Consider the following 23,580-nt stretch of genomic DNA (forward strand, 5'->3'; position numbering starts at 1 on the left):
AAATGACTTCAGTTGTATTTATGGGGACACCGGCTTTTTCCGTACCGATTTTGCGTATGGTTCATGAAGAAGGCTATGAAGTGTTAGCAGTTGTTACACAGCCCGACCGTCCTGTAGGTCGTAAACGAGTTTTAACTCCGCCGCCAGTAAAAGATGAAGCAATACGTTTAGGTTTGCATGTCATTCAGCCAGAAAAACTGCGTGATTCATCAGAGTTGGATGAAATATTGTCATTAAATCCAGATATTATTATTACTGCAGCATTTGGTCAAATTTTGCCCAAAAAATTATTGGATGCTCCACGTTTGGGTTGCATTAATGTTCATGCATCGTTGCTGCCTAAATATCGTGGAGGTGCACCAATTCACCAGGCTATTCTTGATGGAGAAGAAAAAACAGGTGTCACGATTATGTATATGGCAGAAAAGTTGGATGCAGGAGATATTATTTCCCAACGTGAGATAGCCATTGAAGAAACAGATGATACAGGCAGTATGTTTGATAAATTAAGTATTTTAGGCAGAGACTTATTAAAAGATACATTGCCTCTTATAGTCGAAGGTAAAAATGAAAGACTAAAACAAGATGAGACAAAAGCAACATTTGCACATAATATCTCAAGAGAGCAAGAACGAATTGATTGGTCAAAGGATGCAAGAACAGTATTTAACCAAGTCCGCGGGTTATCTCCATGGCCAACTGCTTATACGACGTTCCAAGGTGATAACGTAAAAGTTTGGGCAGCTAAAATGGGACTAACTTCAACAAATGCTGAACCAGGTGAAGTGATAAAAATTAATAAAGATAGTTTTGAAGTTGCAGCTGGTGATGGAAAATCCATAGCTATACTAGAACTTCAGCCGGCTGGAAAGAAACGTATGACGGCGGAAGAATACTTGCGTGGAACAGGTTCGAAACTCGCGATAGGGGACAAATTTGAATGACAAAAAAGAAAGTACAAATTTGGGATGGCAATGTTCGTGATGCCGCGTTAACAATTCTTTTAGCAGTAGATAAAAACCAAGCATACAGTAATTTATTGCTAAATCAAACAATTAATAAATACAATATTGATGCTAAAGATCGTGCACTTCTTACAGAAATCACTTATGGAACATTGCAGCATAAATACACTTTAGATTATTATCTAGAACCTTTTATCCGAGGGAATATTGATCTTTGGGTAAGATGGCTTCTTCGTCTTTCCTTATATCAGATTGTTTATTTATCCCGCGTGCCGGATCATGCTGCAGTAAATGAAGCTGTTGAAATAGCGAAACGAAGAGGACATAAAGGGATCGCCTCAACGGTTAATGGTATTTTACGGTCGATTTTAAGACAAGGTATTCGTTCTACAGATGAAATAAAAGAGCCAATTAAACGTTTAGCAATTGAAACTAGCCACCCAGAATGGTTGGTCGAACGATTTATGGAATCGTATGGAATTGAAAAAACAACTGAAATGCTGCTGGAGAACAATGTTCCACCTATTCAAACAGTACGTGTGAATACAACAAAAGCAACTGTGAAAGATGTAATAAGATTGTTGGAAGAAGAGGGGATTACAGCAAAGCAAAGTAAAGTCATACCTGAATGTCTCCATTTTGTAAACGGACAAGCATCTAGAACAAAAGCGTTTAAAGAAGGATATATTACGATACAGGATGAAAGCTCGATGATGCCTGCCAATGTTCTAAATCCGCAAGAAGGCTGGCGCGTATTGGATATGTGTGCAGCACCTGGTGGTAAAACAACGCATATTGCTGAAAAAATGAAAAATGAAGGCTCGATTTTAGCAACGGATCTACATCCTCATAAATTGGATTTAATCGAAGAAACAAGCAGCCGACTTGGATTAAATATTATTGAAACAGCACCAATAGATGGTAGAAAAGCAGCTGACTTCTTACAGAAAGAATCATTTGATGGTGTTTTAGTAGATGCTCCATGTTCTGGTCTAGGTGTTATGCGTCGTAAGCCAGATATAAAATATACAAAACGTGAAGAAGATTTTGAAAGTCTTCATGAAATTCAATTAAAATTACTTGATAATGCTGTGGAAGTATTAAAACAGGGAGGCCGTCTTGTTTATAGTACATGTACAGTAAATGTTGATGAAAATGAAATGACGGTAAAGAAATTTTTAGCGTCACACCCAGAAATGGAACCAGTACAAATAGAAAATTTACCTGAGTTGCTGTTAGAACGCGGGCAAAGTGGCATGCTACAAGTATTCCCACAAGACTTTGGGAGCGATGGTTTTTTTGTAGCGTCTTTTCGTAAAAAGACTGACTTAGAAATGGCAGAAAAAGGAGAATCCTAATAACAAATGGATGAAAATAAATTTAACGAACGTATTCAAGATTTAGTGGAAGAGGCTGAACAAAAGCCTCGTCGTGAGAAAAAAGAAAAACCGCAGCTAAAAGAATCAATTTACTCTTTGCGACTTGACGAATTACAAGAATGGCTAAAGGAAAATGGAGAAAAGGCATTTAGAGCTGGTCAAATTTATGAGTGGTTATATGAGAAACGAGTAAAAACATTTGATGAAATGTCAAATCTTTCGAAATCACTTCGAGAAAAGCTAAGTGAAAACTTTGCTTTAACAACACTTTCCACAATTATTAAGCAAGAATCGAAAGATGGAACAATTAAATTTTTATTCCAGCTTCAGGATGGTTATTCAATCGAAACGGTATTAATGCGACACGATTATGGAAATTCAGTTTGTGTTACAACTCAAGTTGGATGTCGAATTGGTTGTACATTTTGTGCCTCAACACTTGGTGGTTTAAAGCGCCATCTGTTAGCAGGAGAAATTGTAGAGCAAGTAGTAAAAGTGCAACAAGCATTGGATGAAGTGGGAGAACGTGTATCACATGTTGTAATCATGGGTATTGGTGAACCATTTGATAACTATAATGCGATGATGAACTTCCTGAAAGTTATTAACGAGGATAAGGGATTAAATATAGGGGCACGTCACATTACTGTTTCAACTTCAGGGATTATTCCTAAAATTTATCAATTTGCAGATGAACAATTGCAAATCAATTTTGCACTTTCATTACATGCACCAAATCAAGAACTCCGTCAAAAACTTATGCCAATTGCTCGTGCCTATAAACTTGAAGATTTAATGGAAGCAATTCGCTATTATACAAATAAAACAGGGCGTCGTGTAAGTTTTGAGTATGGCTTATTCGGCGGTGAAAATGATTCAGTTGAACATGCTGAAGAATTATCAAAACTTATAAAAGGTATTAAATGTCATGTTAATTTAATTCCTGTAAACTATGTTCCAGAACGAAATTATGTAAGAACACCACGAAATCAAATTTTTGCCTTTGAAAAAACGTTAAAAAAGAATGGTATAAATGTAACCATTCGTCGTGAACATGGCTCTGATATTGATGCTGCATGTGGACAATTAAGAGCGAAAGAGAGAGCACAAGAGACGAGGTGAGTACTTTGAAGTACACAGTCGAAAGTGATATAGGGCGTAAGAGAATAGTTAATGAAGATCGGGTTGCTTTTTTAGAGCATCCCGATCACTTTAAACTTGCTATTTTAGCTGATGGCATGGGTGGTCATAATGCTGGAGATGTTGCTAGTGAAATGGCAATAGAAGAATTGAAAACGTATTTTTTTAATACGGATGCTTCACAGCTAAATTCACCTGAAGCAAAAAAGCAATGGATGTTTGAAGTTATTAAAAAAGTAAATGAAAAAATATATAATCATTCATTAACACATGAAGGATGCCAAGGAATGGGCACAACACTAATTGCAGTTCTAATCGAAGGGAATCAATGTTTAATAGGGCATATTGGGGATAGTAGAGTATATTATTTTACTCCCGAACATGTCACTCTAGTTACAAGAGACCATTCTTACGTCAATATTTTAGTTGAATATGGAGAAATTAGTGAAGAGGAAGCTGCAAATCACCCTCAGAAAAACTTTATTATAAAATCACTCGGTACAGAATCAACAGTTGATCCTGATTTTTATGAGCTTCAGTTGGAACAGGCGTCATACGTTTTAATATGTTCTGATGGGCTGAGCAATAAAATTTCCACAGATGAAATGGCTGCCATTTTAACTCTCCCAATGTCAATAGAGGAAAAGGGTAAAAAGTTAGTTAAATTAGCAAATGATTCAGGTGGAGAAGATAACATTTCTGTCATTCTATTATCTATGAACGATGAGGAGGTGTAGCAATGCTTATAGGAAAAAGAATAAACGATCGTTATAAAATTATAGAACTTATTGGTGGCGGTGGAATGTCAAATGTTTATTTGGCACATGATATGATTCTTAATCGAGACGTAGCCATTAAAATATTACGTTATGATATTTCAAATGAAGAAGAGTTTCACCGTCGCTTTCAAAGAGAAGCTTTATCAGCAACAAGCCTTGCACATCCAAATATCGTTAGTATTTATGATGTTGGTGAAGATGGGGACATGCACTACATTGTAATGGAATATATAAAAGGCAAAACGTTGAAGCAATACATAAATGAGTTTTCGCCTTTGTCACCTGCTCGAAGTGTCCAAATTATGAAGCAACTGACATCAGCTATTGCACATGCACACGAAAATCAAATTATTCACCGAGACATTAAACCGCAAAATATACTTGTAGATGAAGACGGGAATGTGAAAATTACTGATTTTGGAATTGCTACTTCATTAAGTGCAACAAGCTATACGAAAACAAATTCTGTTATAGGTACTGTCCATTATTTATCACCTGAACAGGCTCGCGGTGGCAATGCAACAAAAAAGTCTGATATTTATGCACTTGGAATTGTATTGTATGAGCTGCTTACTGGAGAACTTCCATTTTCAGGTGAGTCCGCAGTATCGATTGCGCTAAAACATTTACAAACTGAAACGCCGTCAGTGAGAGAATTTGATGCATCAATTCCTCAAAGTCTTGAAAATGTTGTACTAAAAGCAACAGCGAAAAACCCAATTCATCGTTATTCTTCAGTAGAAGAAATGGAAGATGATTTGCAAACAGTTCTATCATCAAATCGAGTGAATGAAAAAAAATTTAAGCCTCCAGTTGATGATGATGAAACAAAGGCAATTCCCATAATTAAAGAATCATTGCCTATAAATGATATTGTGAATACAAAAGTTTTGTCGCAAAAACCGTCAGAATCAAAACGTCCTGATTTAGAAAAAAATAACTCACAGATTCAGGCACCAAAAAAGAAGAAAAAAAATCAACGCAAGATTTGGGCTATTGTTGGTGCTGTAATTGCCATAATTATTTTAACATTAATTTTACTGGTCAATTTATTAAGTCCTAAGAAAGTAGAAATACCGGAAGTAACTAATATGGAAGTCGAAGATGCGATTGAAACATTAGAAGGTGCTGGATTTACTGTAGACGAAGATCAGCGGGAAGAGCATTCAGAAGAAGTTGAAGAAGGATTGGTTATCGGTACAAATCCTAAGGCAGGTTTAACACGAGTGGAAGGTACTGAAATAACTTTAATTGTTAGTCTAGGCACTGAAAAGATTGAAATGAAAAATTATGTTGGCCAGCAAGCAAATCAAGTTATTACTATTTTAGAAAATGGACAATTTAAAGACATTGATGTTGAAGATGTGTATTCTTCTAATGAACCAGAAGGAACAATCATTGAACAGCAACCAGCTGCAGGAGAAGAAATTGTACCAGAAGAAACGTCGGTTACACTAAAAGTAAGTAAAGGGAAAAATTATATAAAAGTTTCTGACTTAACAGATTATAATGATGCTGCGTTACGGGAATATGAAAAAAGCTCAGGCTTTAAAATTAACAAGAAAAGCGAAGAATATTCGGACACAGTTCCAGCAGGAAATGTCATTTCCCAGGATCCAAAGGCTAATGAAAGTCTAGAAGAAGGCGGAACAATTGATGTAGTCATTTCAAAAGGTCCAGCCGAAAAACTTGTGAAAATGTATATTAAAGAAGTTGTTATTCCATATGAACCAATACAATTAGGTAATGAGCAGCAAGTTAGAATTTTCATTCAAGATAAAAAAAATACAATGGTAGAGCCTTATGAAGAATTTACAATTACCGAAAATTACAATTACAAAATTCAGCTTGAGATTGAAGAAGGGGCTACTGCCGCTTATCGAATTGAAAGAGATTCAACTGTTATAGCAGAAGAAACAATACCTTATGAAAAAGTAAATTAAGGAGGATAATGAATGGCGCAAGGCCAAATCCGAAAAGCGTTAAGTGGTTATTACTATGTTTATCAAGATGGTGAGCTAATACAATGTCGAGGGCGTGGTGTTTTTCGAAATAGAGGGGAATCCCCGCTTGTAGGCGATATTGTTGATTATACAAAAGAAGGTGATTCGGATGGAGTCATTATGAAGCTTCATCCGAGAAAAAATGAGCTTGTACGACCGCCAATTGCTAATATTGACCAAGCATTATTAGTTTTTTCTGTGAAAGAACCAGAATTTAATACAATATTACTTGATCGTTTTCTAGTCGTACTAGAATCATTTCAAGTTGATCCAATAATTTGTTTAACAAAAATGGACCTTTTAACAGATGAGGAAAGAGTAAAGTTGCAAGTCTATATTGATCAATATAAAGCAATTGGATATGAAATAATTGAAACATATAAAAATGACGAAACATTGCTTGAACGATTACAACCTATTTTAGAGGGAAAAACATCTGTATTAGCTGGTCAATCAGGGGTTGGTAAATCTACTTTACTAAATACATTGCTGCCAGAGTTGCAGCTGCAAACAAGCGATATATCACAAAGTCTTGGTCGAGGAAAACATACAACACGTCATGTAGAGCTAATAGAAGTTTGTAGCGGTCTTTTGGCAGACACACCAGGTTTTAGCTCTTTTGATTTCGATACAATCGAGAAAGAAGAATTAACTTCTTGCTTTCCAGAATTCGAACGACTTAGTGAAGGATGTAAGTTTAGAGGCTGCTTACATATTAAAGAGCCAAAATGTGCAGTTAAGGATGCACTTGAGACAGGAGAGGTCCAGCCTTATCGTTATGAACACTATCAGCAGTTTTTACAAGAAATACTTGATCGAAAGCCGAGGTACTAATGATGATTAAAATTGCACCATCTATTCTAGCAGCAAACTTTGCAAAATTAGGACAAGAAGTAAAAGAAGTAGAAGAAGCAGGAGCAGAACTGATCCATATTGATGTAATGGATGGTCATTTCGTTCCGAATATTACAATGGGTCCAATCGTTGTAGAGGCACTGCGACCAATTACACAATTACCGCTTGATGTTCATTTAATGATTGAAAATCCAGATGCCTATATCGAACAATTTGCTAAAGCAGGAGCAGATTATATCACTGTCCATGTCGAAGCATGCAGACACTTGCACCGTACAATCCAGTTAATTCGTTCATTTGGTGTTAAGCCAGGTGTTGTATTAAATCCGCACACACCAATTGAGTCTATTCAACATATACTTGAGGACGTAGATCTTGTATTATTTATGACAGTAAACCCAGGCTTTGGTGGTCAGAAATTTATTTCCTCTGTTGTACCGAAAATTGAAGCACTCTCTAAAGTAATTAACGAACGACAATTATCTGTTGAAATTGAAGTTGATGGTGGCATCACTGCTGAAACGATTGTTCCATGTGCAAACGCAGGGGCAACGATTTTCGTTGCAGGTTCTGCCATATACAATAAAGAAAATCGAGCACAAAGCTTGCAAGAAATTAAAGCTGCTGGTGAGGCTGCATTACAAAAATGACTATTGTAGTTATATGTTCAGGTGGACCGAAACAAGAGCTTTGCTCATTTGATAAATTTAAGTCCAAACAAAATGTTTTATATATCGGTGCTGATAGAGGGTCGATCTACTTGCTAGATGAGGGAATTATACCATCTGAAATCGTTGGCGATTTTGATTCACTTTCGGAATATGAGTGGGAAAGAGTTGTCAATGTAGTACCCAAAATAGAAAAAGTGAAAGCTGAGAAGGATGACACAGATACCGACTTGGCATTGCAAAAGGCACTTTCCTATGAGCCATCCGAAATATATTTAACAGGTGTAACCGGGGGCAGACTAGATCATTTTGAGGCTGCAATTCGCTCAATGTATCGATTTCAATTACAATATCCGAAAATAAAAATTAAAATTGTAAACTCTCATAATGAAATTTGCATACTATTCCCTGGCAAACATACTATATTACGAGATGAAAAGTTACGATATATATCATTCTTTGCTTATGAAACTACTGTAGAGAATGTTAATTTACGCGGTGTAAAATACGAAACAACAAACGAAACAATTGAATTAGGTACCTCACGATTTACTAGTAATGAATTGATTTCAGAGCTTGGGTATATCTCCTTTTCATCAGGCATATGTTTAGTGATAAGAAGCAGTGACTAAAAAGGAGGTCCAGTGTTTGAGAGTTTATACATTTCAATTACCGAAATTTGTTAGTAGTCTTACACGCAGTTGCATCAATTTTTTTACAGGCGGTAAGAAGAAGAAGAGTAGGGAATAATTTTAATTTTTATTCGTTCATCGAAAAAGCCTATAAATTAAATTGGATGCAACATTGGTCTCGAATAGCTTACAAAGAAGGAGCTGTCCCTTAAAATATAAAGGGACAGCTCTTTTTTATATAGAATGATGCTTTTCGACTTTATTGCAACTAAGAAATGTTTTAAGCGTCACTAGACATGAAGAGGTGAAGTAATGAAAAGATGGGGAATATTGGTTCTGCTAATAATAGTAATACCGTTATTTTTAAATGGGAATAGACAAACAGTGTTAATAAAATTATATGCAGAAGAATGGGGTATCCATATCCCGATACCAAAAGATAGTGAAGAGCTTTGGGGATCAGAAGCGAGCTTTAATGGTGATGGTGAATGGATCAATGTTTTTAGTTATGGTACTGAACTTAACTTAATTAACAGTGGTATGAAACTTATTACAGAAGAAAGCGTAAGTAAAGTTAATAGTCAGATTAAGAATTTTATACAAACAACGATTTTATTATATAGAGATGAAAAATTAACAAAAAACTTGAACAGATTCAAGTTAAAGCGCAAATGGGTGATTATTATTTTTATAAATCAAAAAATAACGGAAATGATTATCTTATAGCAATTTATATAAATAGCGAAAAGAAGTTATATACATTTGAATGGCATCAATAGTTACAAAAATAAAAAAACCGATTTTTACCTAAAGTAAAAATCGATTTTTTAAAGTGTTAACACGATTAAACGCGTTCAACTTTACCTGATTTTAGGGCACGAGCAGATACCCATACACGTTTTGGTTTACCGTTCACTAAGATACGAACTTTTTGTAAGTTAGCACCCCAAGTACGTTTGCTAGCGTTCATAGCGTGTGAACGATTGTTGCCTGAACGAGCTTTACGACCAGTTACTACACATTGTTTAGGCATGTATATTCCCTCCTTGCAGATGAATCTGAAAGATGTTTTTTCAGTTCGTTATTTCACATACTTTAATAATTTAACATAGCTCGTGTTTCTATGCAACCTATTTCATACAACCTTTCAAGAAAAAAACCTTTACACTTAGAAAAAAATATATTTAAAATGGAAAGAATAATACTATTAATTATTATTTTTCATTAGCAGCGACGTATTTACTAACCTCAGAGGAGATATTGTTACTTGTTTGCCAGTTTTCCTATAGACATACAACGTGCAAGTGACAAATAAAATTAAAAATGTTATTCTATTTTCTTTGAATGACGTGTCACTGAAGGTATAAAAAATAATAAAATCATAAAAATATATTTCATTTTAACTATTACTAATTTTATAATAAGTGGACGAATGTCAACGTTCTCTTTTATAATAAATTTTTGTGTAGTACAATATAGAGTAGTCAAAAAGAGCCAAGGGGGCATAAATATGTCAATAGAAATTAGTAATGATTTCGGCCAAATTGATATTTCGAATGATGTAATTGCACAAATTGCTGGTGGAGCAGCAATCGAATGCTATGGTATTGTTGGTATGGCATCAAAACATCAAATTCGTGATGGTTTAACAGATATTTTACGCAAAGAAAATTTCGCTAAAGGCGTTATTATCCGTCAAGAAGGAAAAGACCTTCATATTGACATGTATATTATTGTTAGCTATGGCACAAAAATTTCTGAAGTAGCTTATCAGGTACAATCAAAAGTAAAATATACAGTAAATAAAACACTAGGTATGAGCGTTAAATCAGTAAACATATTTGTTCAAGGCGTTCGTGTTATGAATGTGTAAGAGGAGGATTTTATACGGATGAAGTCATTAGACGGAATCAAATTTGCCGAAATGGTACAAATGGGTGCACATGCGTTGTCCCAAAATGCAAGTTATGTTGATTCATTAAATGTTTTTCCGGTTCCGGATGGAGATACAGGGACTAATATGAACTTGTCAATGACATCGGGTGCACAGGAAACTGAAGTAAATGCCCAGCAGCATATTGGGAAAACAGCACAAAGCTTAGCAAAAGGTTTATTAATGGGTGCTCGCGGTAATTCAGGAGTTATTTTATCTCAGCTTTTCCGCGGCTTCGGTAAATCAATTGAAAAAGCCGATGAGATTGATGCAAAAGGTTTTGCAAACGCATTCCAAGCAGGTGTAGATACTGCATATAAAGCAGTAATGAAACCAGTAGAAGGAACAATTTTAACAGTTGCTCGTGAGGCAGCTGCGAAAGCTGTAGAAGTAGCAGAAACAGAAACAGATATTATAAAAGTGATGGAAGCATTAGTCGAAGAGGGAAGAAATTCATTAAATAGAACCCCAGATTTGCTCCCAGTGTTAAAAGAAGTTGGGGTTGTGGATAGCGGTGGCCAAGGGTTGCTTTTTGTTTATGAAGGTTTCCTTGCATCGCTAAAAGGGGAAGCGCTACCAAAGAAAAATGATGCATCATTAAATGATTTAATTAATGCTGAACATCATCGAGCACAAGACTTTATGAGTACAGAAGATATTGTTTTTGGATATTGTACAGAAATAATGGTTCGTTTTGAAAAAGAGAAAGAACCATTTGATGAAGCAAAATTCCGTGAAGAATTAAGTGTTATGGGTGATTCTTTACTTGTTGTTTCTGATGATGAAATTGCAAAGGTACATATCCATTCTGAAACTCCAGGTGCTGTACTATCTGCAGGTCAAAAATACGGCAGTTTAATTAAAATAAAAGTAGATAATATGCGTGAACAGCATTCTGCAATTGTGAACGAACCAGCAAATGCAGCACAAAATGCTCCTAAGAAACAAGAGAAACATCCATATGCAGTTGTAACAATTGCCATGGGCGAAGGTATCGCCGATTTATTACGCAGCATTGGCGCTTCTTATGTTATTGAGGGTGGTCAAACAATGAACCCTTCTACAGAGGATATCGTGAAAGCTGTAAAAGAAATTGGTGCAGAACGAGTGTTAATCTTGCCAAACAATAAAAATATTATAATGGCAGCTGAACAAGCAGTTGAACTTTTAGATATTGAAGCTGCAGTTGTGCCAACGAAAACAATTCCACAAGGTATGGCTGCTATTTTAGCATTCAATCCAGAAGCGTCTGTTGAGAGCAATAAAACGGGCATGACAAATGCTTTTGCCCATGTGAAAACAGGTCAGGTAACATATGCAGTTCGTGATACTTCGATTGATGGGGTTGAAATTCGTAAAGATGACTATATGGCGCTGGCTGAAGGGAAAATCGTTTTATCGACTCCTAACATGCAGGAAGCGTCAAAAAAAGTCGTTACTGAATTAGTCGATGAAGATTCGGAGATCATAACGATTATTTACGGAGAAGATGCCTCAGAAGATGAAGCGAACGAACTTGCAAGCTTTATCGAGGAAAATTACCCTGATGCAGAAGTGGAAGTAGTTGAAGGAAAACAAACATTATATCCATTTATTTTATCAGTAGAATAGTGATTAAGTGTACGTAAAGTTAGACTTTGACTTTCGTACACTTTTTTATTATGTAATCTTTTGGAGATGTCTATAAGTTATTAGCCTTTCGAGGTTGCGTTCTGCTATGACGAAGGAAATTATTATGGATTTATAATTTAGTATAAAAAGAGCTGGAATGTCTTTTTATTAAGCGAAATAGGGAAATTTCTAGTTGATTTATTTGAATATTATTTATTTTGAAGGGTGAAGAACGTTCGTGATAAACTAGGCTTACAATATAATAATTTCATATATAGCTCGTTGCTCATATTTTGATGTTAAATGGTTAGATCTATATTTTTAAGGAGGGAAGTCGGATGAAATTTACTTCAGTTTTTGACATCATTGGACCTATTATGATCGGGCCATCATCTTCTCATACAGCTGGTGCGGCGCGAATAGGCAGGGCTGCTAGAGATTTGTTTGGCAGAAAGCCGAAATGGGCAAAAATCCATCTGTACGGTTCATTTGCAGAAACTTATCGAGGTCATGGGACGGATGTGGCTATCGTCGGTGGATTGCTGGATTTTGATACATTTGACGAAAGAATTAAAAGTGCATTTGAACATGCCAAAATGGAAGGACTAGAATTTGAATTTATACCAGAAACGGCAAATAAAGAACACCCTAATACTGCTCGTATTGTCATGGGTGATGATGACGGTGAAATGTCAGTGGAAGGGATTTCCATTGGTGGTGGTAAAATTGAAATTAGTGAAGTCAATGGCTTTAAACTAAGATTAACTGGTGGTATGCCAGCGCTTTTAGTTGTTCATGATGATCGAGCTGGCTGCATTGCAAATGTGGCAAATTGTTTAGCAATGCATAATGTTAATATTGGTCATATGGAAGTATCCAGAATTGAGCGAGGTTTAACTGCCTTAATGGTAATTGAAGTCGATCAAAATATAGACGATCGAATTATTCAACAAATCTCTTATATTCCAAATATAACAAAAGTATCGAAAATTAATAATTAAGGAGTGAGCTAATTGGACGTATTATTCCATAATGTAAGAGAATTAATTGAACTTGCTGAAAAAGAAAATAAGCTCATTTCTGAAATCATGATTGAACAAGAAATTCAAATGAGTGGTCGTACACGTGAACAAATTTTCAAACAAATGGATAGGAATTTAACTGTGATGGAGGAAGCAGTAGAGCGAGGCTTAAAAGGGGTTCAGTCTGTCACAGGTTTAACTGGCGGAGATGCAGTTTTATTACAAAATTATATCGCTAAAGGTAATAGTCTATCTGGAGATTTATTATTGGATGCTGTAAGTAAAGCGGTTGCAACAAATGAAGTAAATGCTGCTATGGGAACAATTTGTGCAACGCCTACTGCTGGTTCAGCTGGGGTAGTACCGGGAACTTTATTTGCTGTAAAAAATAAATTAAATCCAAGCCGCGAGCAAATGATACGATTTTTATTTACATCGGGTGCTTTTGGCTTTGTTGTTGCAAATAATGCATCGATATCTGGAGCTGCTGGAGGCTGCCAGGCGGAGGTAGGTTCTGCTGCCGGAATGGCTGCTGCAGCAATTGTAGAAATGGCTGGTGGTACACCTGCTCAAAGTTCAGAAGCCTTTGCGATTACGTTAAAAAATATGCTTGGTTTAGTTTGTGATCCAGTTGCAGGCCTTGTAGAAGTCCCATGTGTAAAACGCAATGCAATGGGTGCAGCCAATGCAATGGTTGCTGCTGATATGGCATTAGCAGGTATTACAAGCCGTATACCATGTGATGAAGTAATTGGTGCAATGTTTAGAATTGGCCAATCAATGCACCCTAGTTTAAAAGAAACAGCTCGCGGAGGGCTTGCTGCAACACCTACTGGGAAAGCCATTAGCAAGGCAATCTTAGACAATGGAAAATTAGAGAGTATTAAGTCGCTTCAACAATAAGTAAATTTAAAACACGCTATTCATAAAAGAATGGCGTGTTTTTTTGATTTGTATAAATGAAAACCCCCTGCTATGCAGGGGGTTCCGGAAAGCTTATAGCTATGGACATAAAAAAAACTCCAGTCGTACAATAAAGTCAGGTCTGGTCAACCGACTTCGTACGAAAGGAGCTCCAAAATGGATAAGAAAAGTTTAGCACATACAACGTGGAATTGTAAGTATCACATTGTGTTTGCACCGAAATATAGAAGACAAGTGATTTATGGTCAAATAAAGGCAGATATAGGAAGAATCCTGCGACAATTGTGTGAAAGAAAAGGCGTGGAAATCATAGAAGCAAGTGCATGTCCCGATCATATTCATATGTTAGTAAGTATTCCACCGAAGTTAAGTGTTTCAGGATTTGTAGGTTATTTAAAAGGGAAGAGTAGTTTAATGATTTTCGATCGACACGCCAATCTGAAATATCGATATGGAAACAGAAAATTTTGGTGCAGAGGATTTTATGTGGATACAGTAGGAAGAAATAAAAAAACAATACAAGAATATATCAAAAATCAATTACAAGAAGATATCCTGGAAGATCAAATGACAATGAAAGAATTCATTGACCCTTTCACAGGAGAAGAAATCAATCGAAGAAAGAAATAAAAAAGCCGCTTTAGCGGCAAAGTGAGGAAGCGAAGTGCGGTTGGCGGACCTTTCAGAATGTCTTTAGACAGGAGCCAGTAACCCAGCGTTTCACGCGAAGAGCAAACCACCAGTTATACTGGTGGTTTTGACTTACTTATTTGAAGAAAACTAATATATATTACCGAATTCATCACAACTAAATTCAATTGTAAATGCTTTTTCATAAGTTATGCCATTAAAATAGAAAATCCCCTCAATACGTATACTATAAGTTTTACCACCATCAATTAAAGAAGCTTTTGAGGAAGTTTGCTCCCACGTTCCTTTTTTGTCTGCTAATTGTGTTGATATATCATTAACTGCTATAAACAATTGTCGATCATACTCTGTGTTATATTGTGTTACAAAATTAGCTGTCATTTTAATCTTTATCATTAAACCAGAGAAGTACACATAGATTGGTTTTGTCGTTTCGCCATCTAGATTCGTTACAGTTTCTTCAAGATATCGTGATAGTGCAGCTTTTTTTTCACGTTCTGTTGCTAAAAAATCCTCTACAATACTATTTACCATTTTTTCGTAGTCCTTTGGTTCCACCCAATCGGATTCTTCGAAGCTTTCCATCGGGGCAACTTCTAATCCGAGGCCGAGTTTCTTCTCATTGACTTTGTCCATAATTTCCTTATATTGCTTATAATATTCTTTCTTCTGCTCTTCTGTTAAAAGTAAAGTCGTATTGTTTTCATTGTCTTTTTCCTGTTCAACTGTTGTTGCAACAATCTCATTAGGGGGAGTACGTGATTGCTTCTCGCCAATATATGAAAATACAAATAGACAAGCCCCTACTAAAAGTGCAAAACTAATGAACGCAGGAAAAAAGGCATTATTCTTTTTTGTACGAATTGGATACTGTGCACTGATCTTTTGAATAACATTTTGCTGTTGTTGGGTTGTATCGCCAACTTTTAATTGTAATTGTCTCTTAATCTCATTCACTTGTTAACACCTCCCATTGTTGAGTGGATAACTTTGCCTTCAAACGCTCTTTAGCAGATCTCAGCCGATATTTAATCGTACTTTCTGAAGTATTTATAATTACTGCAATTTCACGGATAGTTAACTCTTTAAAATAATAAAGAATAATAACCTCACGAAATTTAATTGGTAATGCTAAGACAGCATCTGCTAATATCAATTGTTCGTCTTGCAAAATCAGTTGATTTTTCGGGCGAATCATTCCAGTAAAAACATTTGTTAATGTTTGCGTTCTGTACCGCCAGCTTTTTAAATAGTCTTTACAACGATTAATCGCAATTCTGGTTAAGTAAGTTCGCAGGCTTGATTGAGCTTGAAATTGTTCTTCCTTCATCCAATAATTAATAAAAACTTCTTGAACAATATCTTCTGCAGTGTTCCAATCTTTTACGTAAAGATAGGTTAGCTGAAGTAAATAATCATTATGTTCATTAATAATTGATTGAAACCTTTCATCATCTAGTTGCACGATAGAAGCCCTCCCTTCCCAACTTAGACGATTCCAAAAATAAGAAAGTCTAAAAATGTAAAAATTTAAATGGTTATATTAAAAAATTCCTTTTTTATTTTTAAATAACTTTATTTTACATATTACACGCTGCTATCCATAACATGTATTTAGTTTTATATTAAACAACTAAAGTTATAGGATAGATTAAATCACTATCAACCCAAAATAGAAAAAGTATATAATATTATTAAAATGTTCAGGTTGGTTTACAAAAGAATAAGAAAGTAATTAGAAGAAGGGGGAAGCTAATATGCATCAATGCATTAAAACTTTGCTCACTCCTACACTAAAAACATTCACAATTAATTTTTTAGGAGTTGTATTGAAGGGTGAGTAGCGTAATATTAGAGCCGGTCACATCATTAAAAGGAATCGGAAAAGAAACTGCTGAACATCTTGGTGATATGGGCATTTTTACAATAAACGATTTAATATGGACGTTTCCTTATCGGCATGAAGATTATCGGCTAAAAGATTTGGCTGCCACTCCGCATAATGAGAAGGTTACAATTGAAGCAAGAGTAGAAAGTGTACCTTCTGTTCTTTATTTAGGAAAAAATAAATCGAGAATTCAAGTAACTGTATTAGCAGGAAGACATTTAATAAAAGTGGTTTTCTTTAATCAAAATTATTTGCGGACAAAGCTGACTCCAGGTGCGATTGTTACAGTATCAGGAAAATGGGATCGAGGAAGACAAGTAATTAACGGTACGTCAATTAAATTCGGACCTAAAACTGATAGTGTCGATTTTGAACCGGTTTATAGCTTGAAGGGCTCCATCCATCAAAATAAATTTCGCAAATATATGCGACAGGCTTTAGATGTAGTCGGTAAAGAAATGAAAGAAACCCTTCCGCCGCATTTAATCGAGCAATATAAATTGCTATCTATAATAGATGCGCTGGAAGGTGTGCATTTTCCAAAGGATAGTGAGCATGCCAAACAAGCGAGAAGACGGTTTGTTTATGAAGAGCTGTTATATTTTCAATTGCGAATACAAGCATTAAGAAAAGCAAGGAAAGAAAATGAACGAGGTCTAGCGATTCAATATGATTTGCAAAAGCTTCGTGAATTCATTAAAATGATACCGTTTACGTTAACAAAGGCGCAGCAGCGTGTTGTGAATGAAATTTGCAAGGACTTAAAAGAACCTCATCGAATGAATCGGCTGTTGCAGGGAGATGTTGGTTCAGGAAAAACAATTGTTGCGGCGATTGGACTTTATGCAGCTGTTACAGCGGGCTTTCAAGGGGCATTAATGGCTCCGACCGAAATTTTAGCTGAACAGCATGCTGAATCTTTAAAAAATTGGTTTGAACCGATTGGTGTACGCGTTGCTTTACTTTCAGGTTCAACAAAAACAAAAGAAAGAAGAATTATCTTAGAGCAATTACATAATGGAGAAATCGATATTTTGATAGGGACTCATGCTCTAATTCAACCTGATGTCGTTTTTTCTAATCTAGGATTTGTCATTACAGATGAGCAGCACCGATTTGGAGTTGAGCAGCGTAGAATTTTAAGAGATAAAGGCATGAATCCTGATGTTCTCTTTATGACGGCTACTCCAATTCCCCGAACTCTTGCTATTACTGCCTTTGGTGAAATGGATGTTTCCATTATTGATGAATTACCAGCAGGTAGAAAACAAATTGAAACTCATTGGTTAAAAAATGAACAATTAAATTCGGTCTTATCAAAAATGGAACAGGAACTGCGTCAAGGTAGACAAGCATATGTAATTTGTCCGTTAATAGAGGAATCGGATAAATTAGATGTGCAAAATGCGGTTGATGTATACGAGCAGCTTGCAACGATTTTTCATGGTCGATATAAAATTGGATTAATGCACGGAAGACTACATCCTGATGAAAAAGATGCAGTAATGCGTGAATTTACTGAAGGGAAAATTGATGTATTAGTATCTACAACGGTAGTCGAGGTTGGTGTAAATGTGCCAAACGCTTCATTTATGGTAATTTATGATGCGGATCGATTTGGACTGGCACAGCTCCATCAATTGCGCGGCCGAGTTGGTCGAGGAGAACATCAATCGTATTGTGTATTACTAGCTGATCCTAAAAGTGATGAAGGAAAAGAACGCATGTTGTCAATGACACAAACAAACGACGGATTTAAGCTAGCAGAAAAGGATTTAGAGCTACGGGGTTCTGGAGATATCTTTGGAAAAAAACAAAGTGGTTTGCCAGATTTCAAACTTGCTGATTTAGTACATGATTATCGTACGTTAGAGGTTGCAAGACAAGATGCTGCAAAACTAATTTATGACGAAGCATTTTGGACAGGCGATGATTATCGACATTTAAGGGAAATGTTAGAGGAGACAGGTGTTCTCAACGGTGAACGGATTGATTAACATGTAGAACGCAACAATTTTTGTTGCGTTCTTTTTTGAGGATATGTATACTGGTATTAGTACCAAGTGCTAAAATTATTTAAGTGGGTGACGAGTGATATGAAGCGAACAAAAAAAGAACGACAAAGGCTACTTACTGAAACAATAGAAAACAACCCATTCGTCACTGATGAACAGTTAGCTTCTCAGTTTGGAGTCAGTGTTCAAACCATTCGCCTGGATCGAATGGAACTAGCTATTCCTGAATTGCGTGAACGTATAAAGGATGTTGCTGAAAGAAATTATGAAAATGAAGTAAAATCTCTGCCCTTGGACGAAGTGATTGGAGAAATTATTGATATAGAATTAGATAAGCAGGCAATCTCAATTTTCGATGTTAAGGAAGAACATGTTTTTCAGCGAAATGGCATTGCAAGGGGACATCATTTATTTGCACAGGCGAACTCTTTAGCCGTAGCAGTTATAAACGATGAACTAGCGTTAACTGTAAAAGCAAATGTCATCTTTATTAATCCTGTAAAAGCAGGTGACCGTGTCATTACGAAAGCGATTGTACGCGGACAACATAATGAAAAAAATCGTACATATATAGAAGTAATATCAACAGTTAATAATGAAACTGTATTTAAAGGCGAATTTGAAATGTATCGCACGAAAGGCTCAGGTGACAATAATGAAATTAGCAATTGACGGTATGGGTGGAGATCATGCGCCAAAAGCAATCGTTGAAGGTGTATTACTCGCACTAGAAGACTTTCCAAATATTGAAGTACAGCTTTATGGACATCAGCAACAATTACAACCTTTCCTAAAAGAACATGACCGCTTGACGGTAATACATTGTGAGGAAGTAGTAGAAGGGGAAGATGATCCTGCTCGTGCAGTTCGCCGTAAAAAAGACTCCTCTATGGCAAAAATGTTGGAAGCTGTAGAAGAAGGTCGTGCAGATGCTTGTTTATCAGCCGGCAATACAGGTGCATTAATGGCTGGTGGATTATTTAAAATAGGTCGTATTGAAGGGGTTTCTCGCCCTGCATTAGCAACAACTTTACCGACAATCGATGGTAAAGGATTTTTAATGCTTGATTTAGGTGCGAATTCCGATGCAAAGCCAGAAAATATAGTGCAATACGCAATTATGGGGAATATTTATGCTCAAAAAGTACGTGGAATTGAGAAACCCCGTGTTGGTCTATTAAATATCGGGACAGAAGAGAAAAAAGGAAACGAGTTAACAAAGGCAGTATTCGGCCAGTTAAAAGAAACAGATTTAAACTTTATTGGCAATGTAGAAGCTAGAGATTTATTAAACAATGTGGCGGATGTAGTTGTAACAGATGGCTTTACTGGAAATATGGTTTTGAAATCGATTGAAGGAACTGCCGGAGCAATAATGTCTATGCTAAAGGATGCTTTTATGGCTTCTAGTAAAACAAAAATTAGCGCTCTATTAATGAAAAATGAGTTGAAGAATCTTAAAGGTAAACTGGATTATTCAGAGCATGGCGGGGCTGCACTATTCGGTCTGCAGGCGCCGGTCGTTAAAGCACATGGATCATCTAATGCTAGAGCTATTTATAGTGCGATACGTCAGGCATCTATTATGGTAGAGCATGATGTAGTTGATGTGATTAAAACGACAATTTCTCCAAACTAAGGAGTAATAATGGATTAGAAAAGGGGATACAAAATGACAAAAATAGCTTTTATTTTTCCTGGACAAGGTTCACAACAAGTTGGAATGGGCTCAGAATTTATTCAAAATAGTGAAGAAAGCAAAGCCTTTTATGATAAAGCTGATGAAGTATTACAATTTGAATTATCAAAGTTAATGTTAGAGGGTCCTGCCGAAGAATTAACGTTAACTTATAATGCCCAGCCTGCATTATTAACTACTGGCGTCATGATTGCACAAAAATTAATTAAAGCAGGAATTCAACCTGATTATACAGCTGGTCATTCATTAGGTGAATACAGTGCATTCGTAACTTCTGGGGCACTTTCATTTGAAGATGCTGTAAAAACTGTTCATAAACGTGGATTGTTTATGAATGAAGCCGTTCCTGCTGGTCAAGGCGCAATGGCTGCAATTCTAGGTATGGAAGCTGATAGTTTAAGAGAGGTTTGTGAACAAGTATCTGCACAAGGAGAGACAGTGCAGCTTGCAAACTTAAATTGTCCTGGTCAAATAGTTATTTCAGGAACAAAGCTTGGTGTTGAAAAGGCATCAACAGCAGCAAAAGAGGCTGGTGCAAAAAGAGCGATTCCATTAGTTGTTAGTGGGCCTTTCCACTCATCGCTAATGAAAGAAGCGGCTGTGAAGTTAGAACAAGAAATTGAAAATATCGATATTCAAACTCCGACAACACCTATTATTAGCAATGTGAAAGCAGAACTTTTACAGGATGCCGTTGAAATTAAAAAGGAAATGGTTGAACAAGTTTACAGTCCTGTTTTATGGGAAGATGATGTCCGTAAAATGTTAGAGCTAGGTGTGACGACATTCATAGAGTGTGGTCCAGGAAAAGTTCTTTCTGGCTTAGTGAAGAAAGTAGATCGTTCCGTTAAAACATTTTGTGTGTATGATGAAGCTTCATTTAACGAAGTAGTCGAATCTTTAAGGGGTGAATAAATTGGGTAAATTAGATGGAAAAACTGCAGTTGTAACAGGTGCTTCAAGAGGGATTGGCCGAGCTATTGCATTACAACTTGCTTCAGAGGGAGCAAACGTTGTTGTAAATTTCAGTGGAAGTGAGCAAAAAGCACAACAAGTTGTTGAAGAAATAAACAGCTTAGGAGCAAAAGCTATTGCTGTACAAGCCAATGTAGCAGATAATGAGTCTGTACAAAGCTTAATGAATGCTGCTATCGAACAATTTGGCTCAATCGATATTTTGGTTAACAATGCAGGAATTACACGTGATAATCTCATTATGCGTATGAAGGAAGAGGAATGGGATGATGTCATTAATACCAATTTAAAAGGTGTATTCCTTTGTACAAAAGCAGTGACACGCCAAATGATGAAACAGCGCTCCGGTCGCATCATCAACATTACTTCAATTGTTGGTGTTATGGGTAATGCGGGTCAGGCAAATTATGTTGCTGCAAAGGCCGGTGTTATTGGATTAACGAAAACAACTGCAAGAGAGCTTGCTTCCCGTAATATTTTAGTAAATGCAATTGCTCCTGGGTTTATTACAACTGAAATGACAGATGCACTTCCAGAAGAAGTTAAGAGCTCAATGTTATCTCAAATTCCACTTGGCAGTCTTGGAGAGCCAGAACATATTGCAAAAGCAGTTGTATTCTTAGCTTCTGAGGATTCAAATTATATGACTGGCCAAACATTACACATTGATGGCGGTATGCACATGTAAAAAATTCTAATATCCTTTTGTGATGTTGGATTTTAACAAAAATTATTATGTAATGCATAATTTTGTTGTCACACACTTTGAACTACTGCCTTTTTTATGTATACTATTTGAGGGGAGGTGACCGACTTGGCTACAGTATTAGAACGTGTTACAAAAGTTGTCGTTGACCGTTTAGGCGTTGACGAAAGCGAAGTGAAATTAGAAGCTTCTTTCCGTGAAGATTTAGGTGCAGACTCATTAGACGTTGTTGAATTAGTTATGGAACTTGAAGATGAGTTTGATATGGAAATTTCAGACGAAGATGCAGAAAAAATCGCAACTGTTGGCGATGCTATCAGTTACATTGAAGGCAAAGTAAGCTAAAATAGTTAGAGGCACAAATTTCGCATTTATTAAAGTGCAAAATAGTGCCTCTTTTCATTGTTTAAATAGTTGTAGCTGTGAACGCTATCCTCGACAACTTCAAATCCTCCTGCAAGGGCAAAAGCGCCCTTTTGCCGGATCTTCTGACGCATACGGATATGCTAGTGCCGACAAGACATACGACGTGGCGCTTTTGTCGGCCAGTTGTTGTCGGAGCTGGACGAGCGTTCTCCGCTTTTCTAAAAAATGTCTAGCTACGGCGGCTACACCCTCGAGGTCGCGGTCTGCCCTCGGTCGAAAACTGAAAAGACGTTTTCGATTCGGGCTCTCCGACGCACATGGATGGGCTAGTGCTGACAATGCTACACGATGTGGCGGTTTTGTCGGCGAGCGCTTGTCGGTTGTAAACGAGCCGCCTCCGCTTTTCAAGATGTCTAGCTGCGAACGCTAGCTCCTCGACAACTTCAGATCCTCCGGCAAGGGCAAAAAGCGCCCTTTTGTCGGATCTTCCAGTTGTTGTCGGAGCTTAACGAGCGTTCTCCGCTTTTCTTATTAAAGAAAAGTTGAATTTCTCATACATAACAAGGTAAACTAAACGTTAGAATCTATTAGGAAGGCAGATTGTTCATGACAATACGAAAAAAAGGAAGTAATCATAAAATTGGTGTGCTACCTGAAAAAATTAAAAGCCAATTTGAATTTTTACAAGAGGAACTCAATATTTATTTTCGAAACAAATCCATACTCTATCAAGCATTTACGCATTCATCCTATGTGAATGAGCATCGTCGCAAACTTTTTACTGACAATGAACGACTTGAGTTTTTAGGAGACGCAGTTCTTGAACTATCTGTATCTAAATACCTTTTCGAAAGATATCCACATATGAGTGAGGGAGAGTTAACAAAGCTCCGTGCTTCAATCGTTTGTGAACCTTCACTTGTTATCTTCGCAAATGAACTAAACTTCGGCAAATACGTCTTATTAGGAAAAGGTGAAGAGCTTACTGGTGGTCGTGAGCGCCCTGCACTTTTAGCAGACGTTTTTGAATCATTTATTGGAGCTCTCTATTTAGATCAAGGGTTAGATATAGTAGTTGAATTTTTAGAAAGAATTGTTTTCCCTAAAGTAGAAGTCGGTGCTTTTTCGCATGTGATGGATTTTAAAAGTCAATTGCAAGAAATGGTTCAACAATCAAATAATGGTGTACTGCATTATGAAATTGTAGACGAGAAAGGACCGGCACATAATCGTACATTCGTCTCCCGTGTTTTATTAAATAATCAAGAACTCGGAATTGGACGAGGTAAATCGAAGAAAGAGGCTGAACAGCAAGCAGCTCAAAACGCAATGGTAACTTTAAATCAGTCTTTGCACAAGGAGGAATAGT

Annotated in this window: 24 protein-coding genes; 21 read left to right on the forward strand and 3 right to left on the reverse strand. The window is 36.5% G+C overall.

Annotation, left to right across the window (positions count from 1 at the left end):
- Positions 1-2 precede the first annotated feature (2 nt).
- The 9 genes from fmt to MKY04_RS06695 all read left to right on the forward strand — a co-directional run bounded on the left by fmt (position 3) and on the right by MKY04_RS06695 (position 9,147).
- On the forward strand, positions 3-944 hold the full coding sequence (gene fmt / locus MKY04_RS06655; protein WP_346235547.1) for a methionyl-tRNA formyltransferase: 942 nt from the start codon (positions 3-5) through the stop codon (positions 942-944).
- The gene (rsmB, locus tag MKY04_RS06660) at positions 941-2,323 is read left to right on the forward strand and encodes a 16S rRNA (cytosine(967)-C(5))-methyltransferase RsmB (RefSeq protein ID WP_126295794.1); all 1,383 of its coding nucleotides are present in this window, start codon (positions 941-943) and stop codon (positions 2,321-2,323) included. Before fmt ends, rsmB begins: the two co-directional genes overlap by 4 nt.
- Positions 2,324-2,329: 6 nt before the next feature.
- Complete coding sequence (rlmN, locus tag MKY04_RS06665) at positions 2,330-3,466, forward strand: 23S rRNA (adenine(2503)-C(2))-methyltransferase RlmN (RefSeq protein ID WP_126295795.1); 1,137 nt, start codon at positions 2,330-2,332, stop codon at positions 3,464-3,466.
- A gap of 5 nt (positions 3,467-3,471) precedes the next feature.
- The gene (locus tag MKY04_RS06670; RefSeq protein WP_346235548.1) at positions 3,472-4,221 is read left to right on the forward strand and encodes a Stp1/IreP family PP2C-type Ser/Thr phosphatase; all 750 of its coding nucleotides are present in this window, start codon (positions 3,472-3,474) and stop codon (positions 4,219-4,221) included.
- Between the two features lie 2 nt (positions 4,222-4,223).
- On the forward strand, positions 4,224-6,206 hold the full coding sequence (gene pknB / locus MKY04_RS06675) for a Stk1 family PASTA domain-containing Ser/Thr kinase (RefSeq protein WP_346235549.1): 1,983 nt from the start codon (positions 4,224-4,226) through the stop codon (positions 6,204-6,206).
- 12 nt (positions 6,207-6,218) lie between these two features.
- A complete protein-coding gene (rsgA, locus tag MKY04_RS06680) occupies positions 6,219-7,100 on the forward strand; it encodes a ribosome small subunit-dependent GTPase A (RefSeq protein WP_126295797.1) in 882 nt (293 codons plus the stop codon).
- A 2-nt stretch (positions 7,101-7,102) separates the two neighbouring features.
- Positions 7,103-7,771: a ribulose-phosphate 3-epimerase gene (gene rpe, locus MKY04_RS06685; protein ID WP_126295798.1), complete on the forward strand. Its 669-nt coding sequence runs from the start codon at positions 7,103-7,105 to the stop codon at positions 7,769-7,771.
- Positions 7,768-8,421 (forward strand): thiamine diphosphokinase, encoded by a 654-nt coding sequence (locus MKY04_RS06690; RefSeq protein ID WP_126295799.1) that lies wholly within the window; start codon positions 7,768-7,770, stop codon positions 8,419-8,421. The genes rpe and MKY04_RS06690 overlap by 4 nt, the downstream gene beginning before the upstream one ends.
- Before the next feature lie 312 nt (positions 8,422-8,733).
- Positions 8,734-9,147, forward strand: coding sequence for a hypothetical protein (locus tag MKY04_RS06695; RefSeq protein WP_126295800.1), 414 nt, complete (start codon positions 8,734-8,736; stop codon positions 9,145-9,147).
- 118 nt (positions 9,148-9,265) lie between these two features.
- Here the strand turns inward: MKY04_RS06695 and rpmB are convergent, their stop codons facing one another.
- Complete coding sequence (gene rpmB, locus MKY04_RS06700) at positions 9,266-9,454, reverse strand: 50S ribosomal protein L28 (protein ID WP_126295801.1); 189 nt, start codon at positions 9,452-9,454, stop codon at positions 9,266-9,268.
- A gap of 477 nt (positions 9,455-9,931) precedes the next feature.
- Between rpmB and MKY04_RS06705 the strand changes: the two genes are divergently transcribed.
- From MKY04_RS06705 to tnpA, 5 genes are all read left to right on the forward strand, one after another.
- Positions 9,932-10,294, forward strand: a complete 363-nt coding sequence (locus tag MKY04_RS06705; protein WP_126295802.1) for an Asp23/Gls24 family envelope stress response protein — start codon at positions 9,932-9,934, stop codon at positions 10,292-10,294.
- Between the two features lie 18 nt (positions 10,295-10,312).
- Entirely contained in the window at positions 10,313-11,965 is a 1,653-nt protein-coding gene (locus MKY04_RS06710) for a DAK2 domain-containing protein (RefSeq protein WP_126295803.1), read from the forward strand.
- A gap of 338 nt (positions 11,966-12,303) precedes the next feature.
- On the forward strand, positions 12,304-12,966 hold the full coding sequence (gene sdaAB, locus MKY04_RS06715; RefSeq protein WP_126295834.1) for an L-serine ammonia-lyase, iron-sulfur-dependent subunit beta: 663 nt from the start codon (positions 12,304-12,306) through the stop codon (positions 12,964-12,966).
- Between the two features lie 12 nt (positions 12,967-12,978).
- On the forward strand, positions 12,979-13,890 hold the full coding sequence (gene sdaAA / locus MKY04_RS06720) for an L-serine ammonia-lyase, iron-sulfur-dependent, subunit alpha (RefSeq protein WP_126295835.1): 912 nt from the start codon (positions 12,979-12,981) through the stop codon (positions 13,888-13,890).
- 177 nt (positions 13,891-14,067) lie between these two features.
- Complete coding sequence (gene tnpA / locus MKY04_RS06725; protein ID WP_346234657.1) at positions 14,068-14,541, forward strand: IS200/IS605 family transposase; 474 nt, start codon at positions 14,068-14,070, stop codon at positions 14,539-14,541.
- Positions 14,542-14,691: 150 nt separating this feature from the next.
- Here tnpA and MKY04_RS06730 read toward each other — a convergent pair whose 3' ends face one another.
- Positions 14,692-15,519, reverse strand: a complete 828-nt coding sequence (locus MKY04_RS06730) for a hypothetical protein (RefSeq protein WP_346235550.1) — start codon at positions 15,517-15,519, stop codon at positions 14,692-14,694.
- Positions 15,512-16,027, reverse strand: a complete 516-nt coding sequence (locus MKY04_RS06735) for a sigma-70 family RNA polymerase sigma factor (protein ID WP_126295837.1) — start codon at positions 16,025-16,027, stop codon at positions 15,512-15,514. The genes MKY04_RS06730 and MKY04_RS06735 overlap by 8 nt, the downstream gene beginning before the upstream one ends.
- Before the next feature lie 371 nt (positions 16,028-16,398).
- On the opposite strand from MKY04_RS06735, the gene recG reads away from it, so the two are divergent.
- The 7 genes from recG to rnc all read left to right on the forward strand — a co-directional run bounded on the left by recG (position 16,399) and on the right by rnc (position 23,579).
- Positions 16,399-18,447, forward strand: a complete 2,049-nt coding sequence (gene recG, locus MKY04_RS06740; protein ID WP_126295838.1) for an ATP-dependent DNA helicase RecG — start codon at positions 16,399-16,401, stop codon at positions 18,445-18,447.
- A gap of 99 nt (positions 18,448-18,546) precedes the next feature.
- On the forward strand, positions 18,547-19,137 hold the full coding sequence (fapR, locus tag MKY04_RS06745) for a transcription factor FapR (protein WP_126295839.1): 591 nt from the start codon (positions 18,547-18,549) through the stop codon (positions 19,135-19,137).
- Positions 19,121-20,104: a phosphate acyltransferase PlsX gene (plsX, locus tag MKY04_RS06750; RefSeq protein WP_126295850.1), complete on the forward strand. Its 984-nt coding sequence runs from the start codon at positions 19,121-19,123 to the stop codon at positions 20,102-20,104. Before fapR ends, plsX begins: the two co-directional genes overlap by 17 nt.
- Before the next feature lie 33 nt (positions 20,105-20,137).
- On the forward strand, positions 20,138-21,079 hold the full coding sequence (gene fabD / locus MKY04_RS06755; RefSeq protein ID WP_126295840.1) for an ACP S-malonyltransferase: 942 nt from the start codon (positions 20,138-20,140) through the stop codon (positions 21,077-21,079).
- Between the two features lies 1 nt (position 21,080).
- Entirely contained in the window at positions 21,081-21,827 is a 747-nt protein-coding gene (gene fabG / locus MKY04_RS06760; RefSeq protein WP_126295841.1) for a 3-oxoacyl-[acyl-carrier-protein] reductase, read from the forward strand.
- A 126-nt stretch (positions 21,828-21,953) separates the two neighbouring features.
- The gene (acpP, locus tag MKY04_RS06765) at positions 21,954-22,190 is read left to right on the forward strand and encodes an acyl carrier protein (protein WP_126295842.1); all 237 of its coding nucleotides are present in this window, start codon (positions 21,954-21,956) and stop codon (positions 22,188-22,190) included.
- Positions 22,191-22,817: 627 nt separating this feature from the next.
- Positions 22,818-23,579 (forward strand): ribonuclease III, encoded by a 762-nt coding sequence (gene rnc, locus MKY04_RS06770; protein WP_126295843.1) that lies wholly within the window; start codon positions 22,818-22,820, stop codon positions 23,577-23,579.
- Position 23,580 lies beyond the last annotated feature (1 nt).

The sequence above is a fragment of the Lysinibacillus telephonicus genome (genome assembly GCF_039654155.1).
GTDB classification, from domain to species: domain Bacteria; phylum Bacillota; class Bacilli; order Bacillales_A; family Planococcaceae; genus Ureibacillus; species Ureibacillus telephonicus.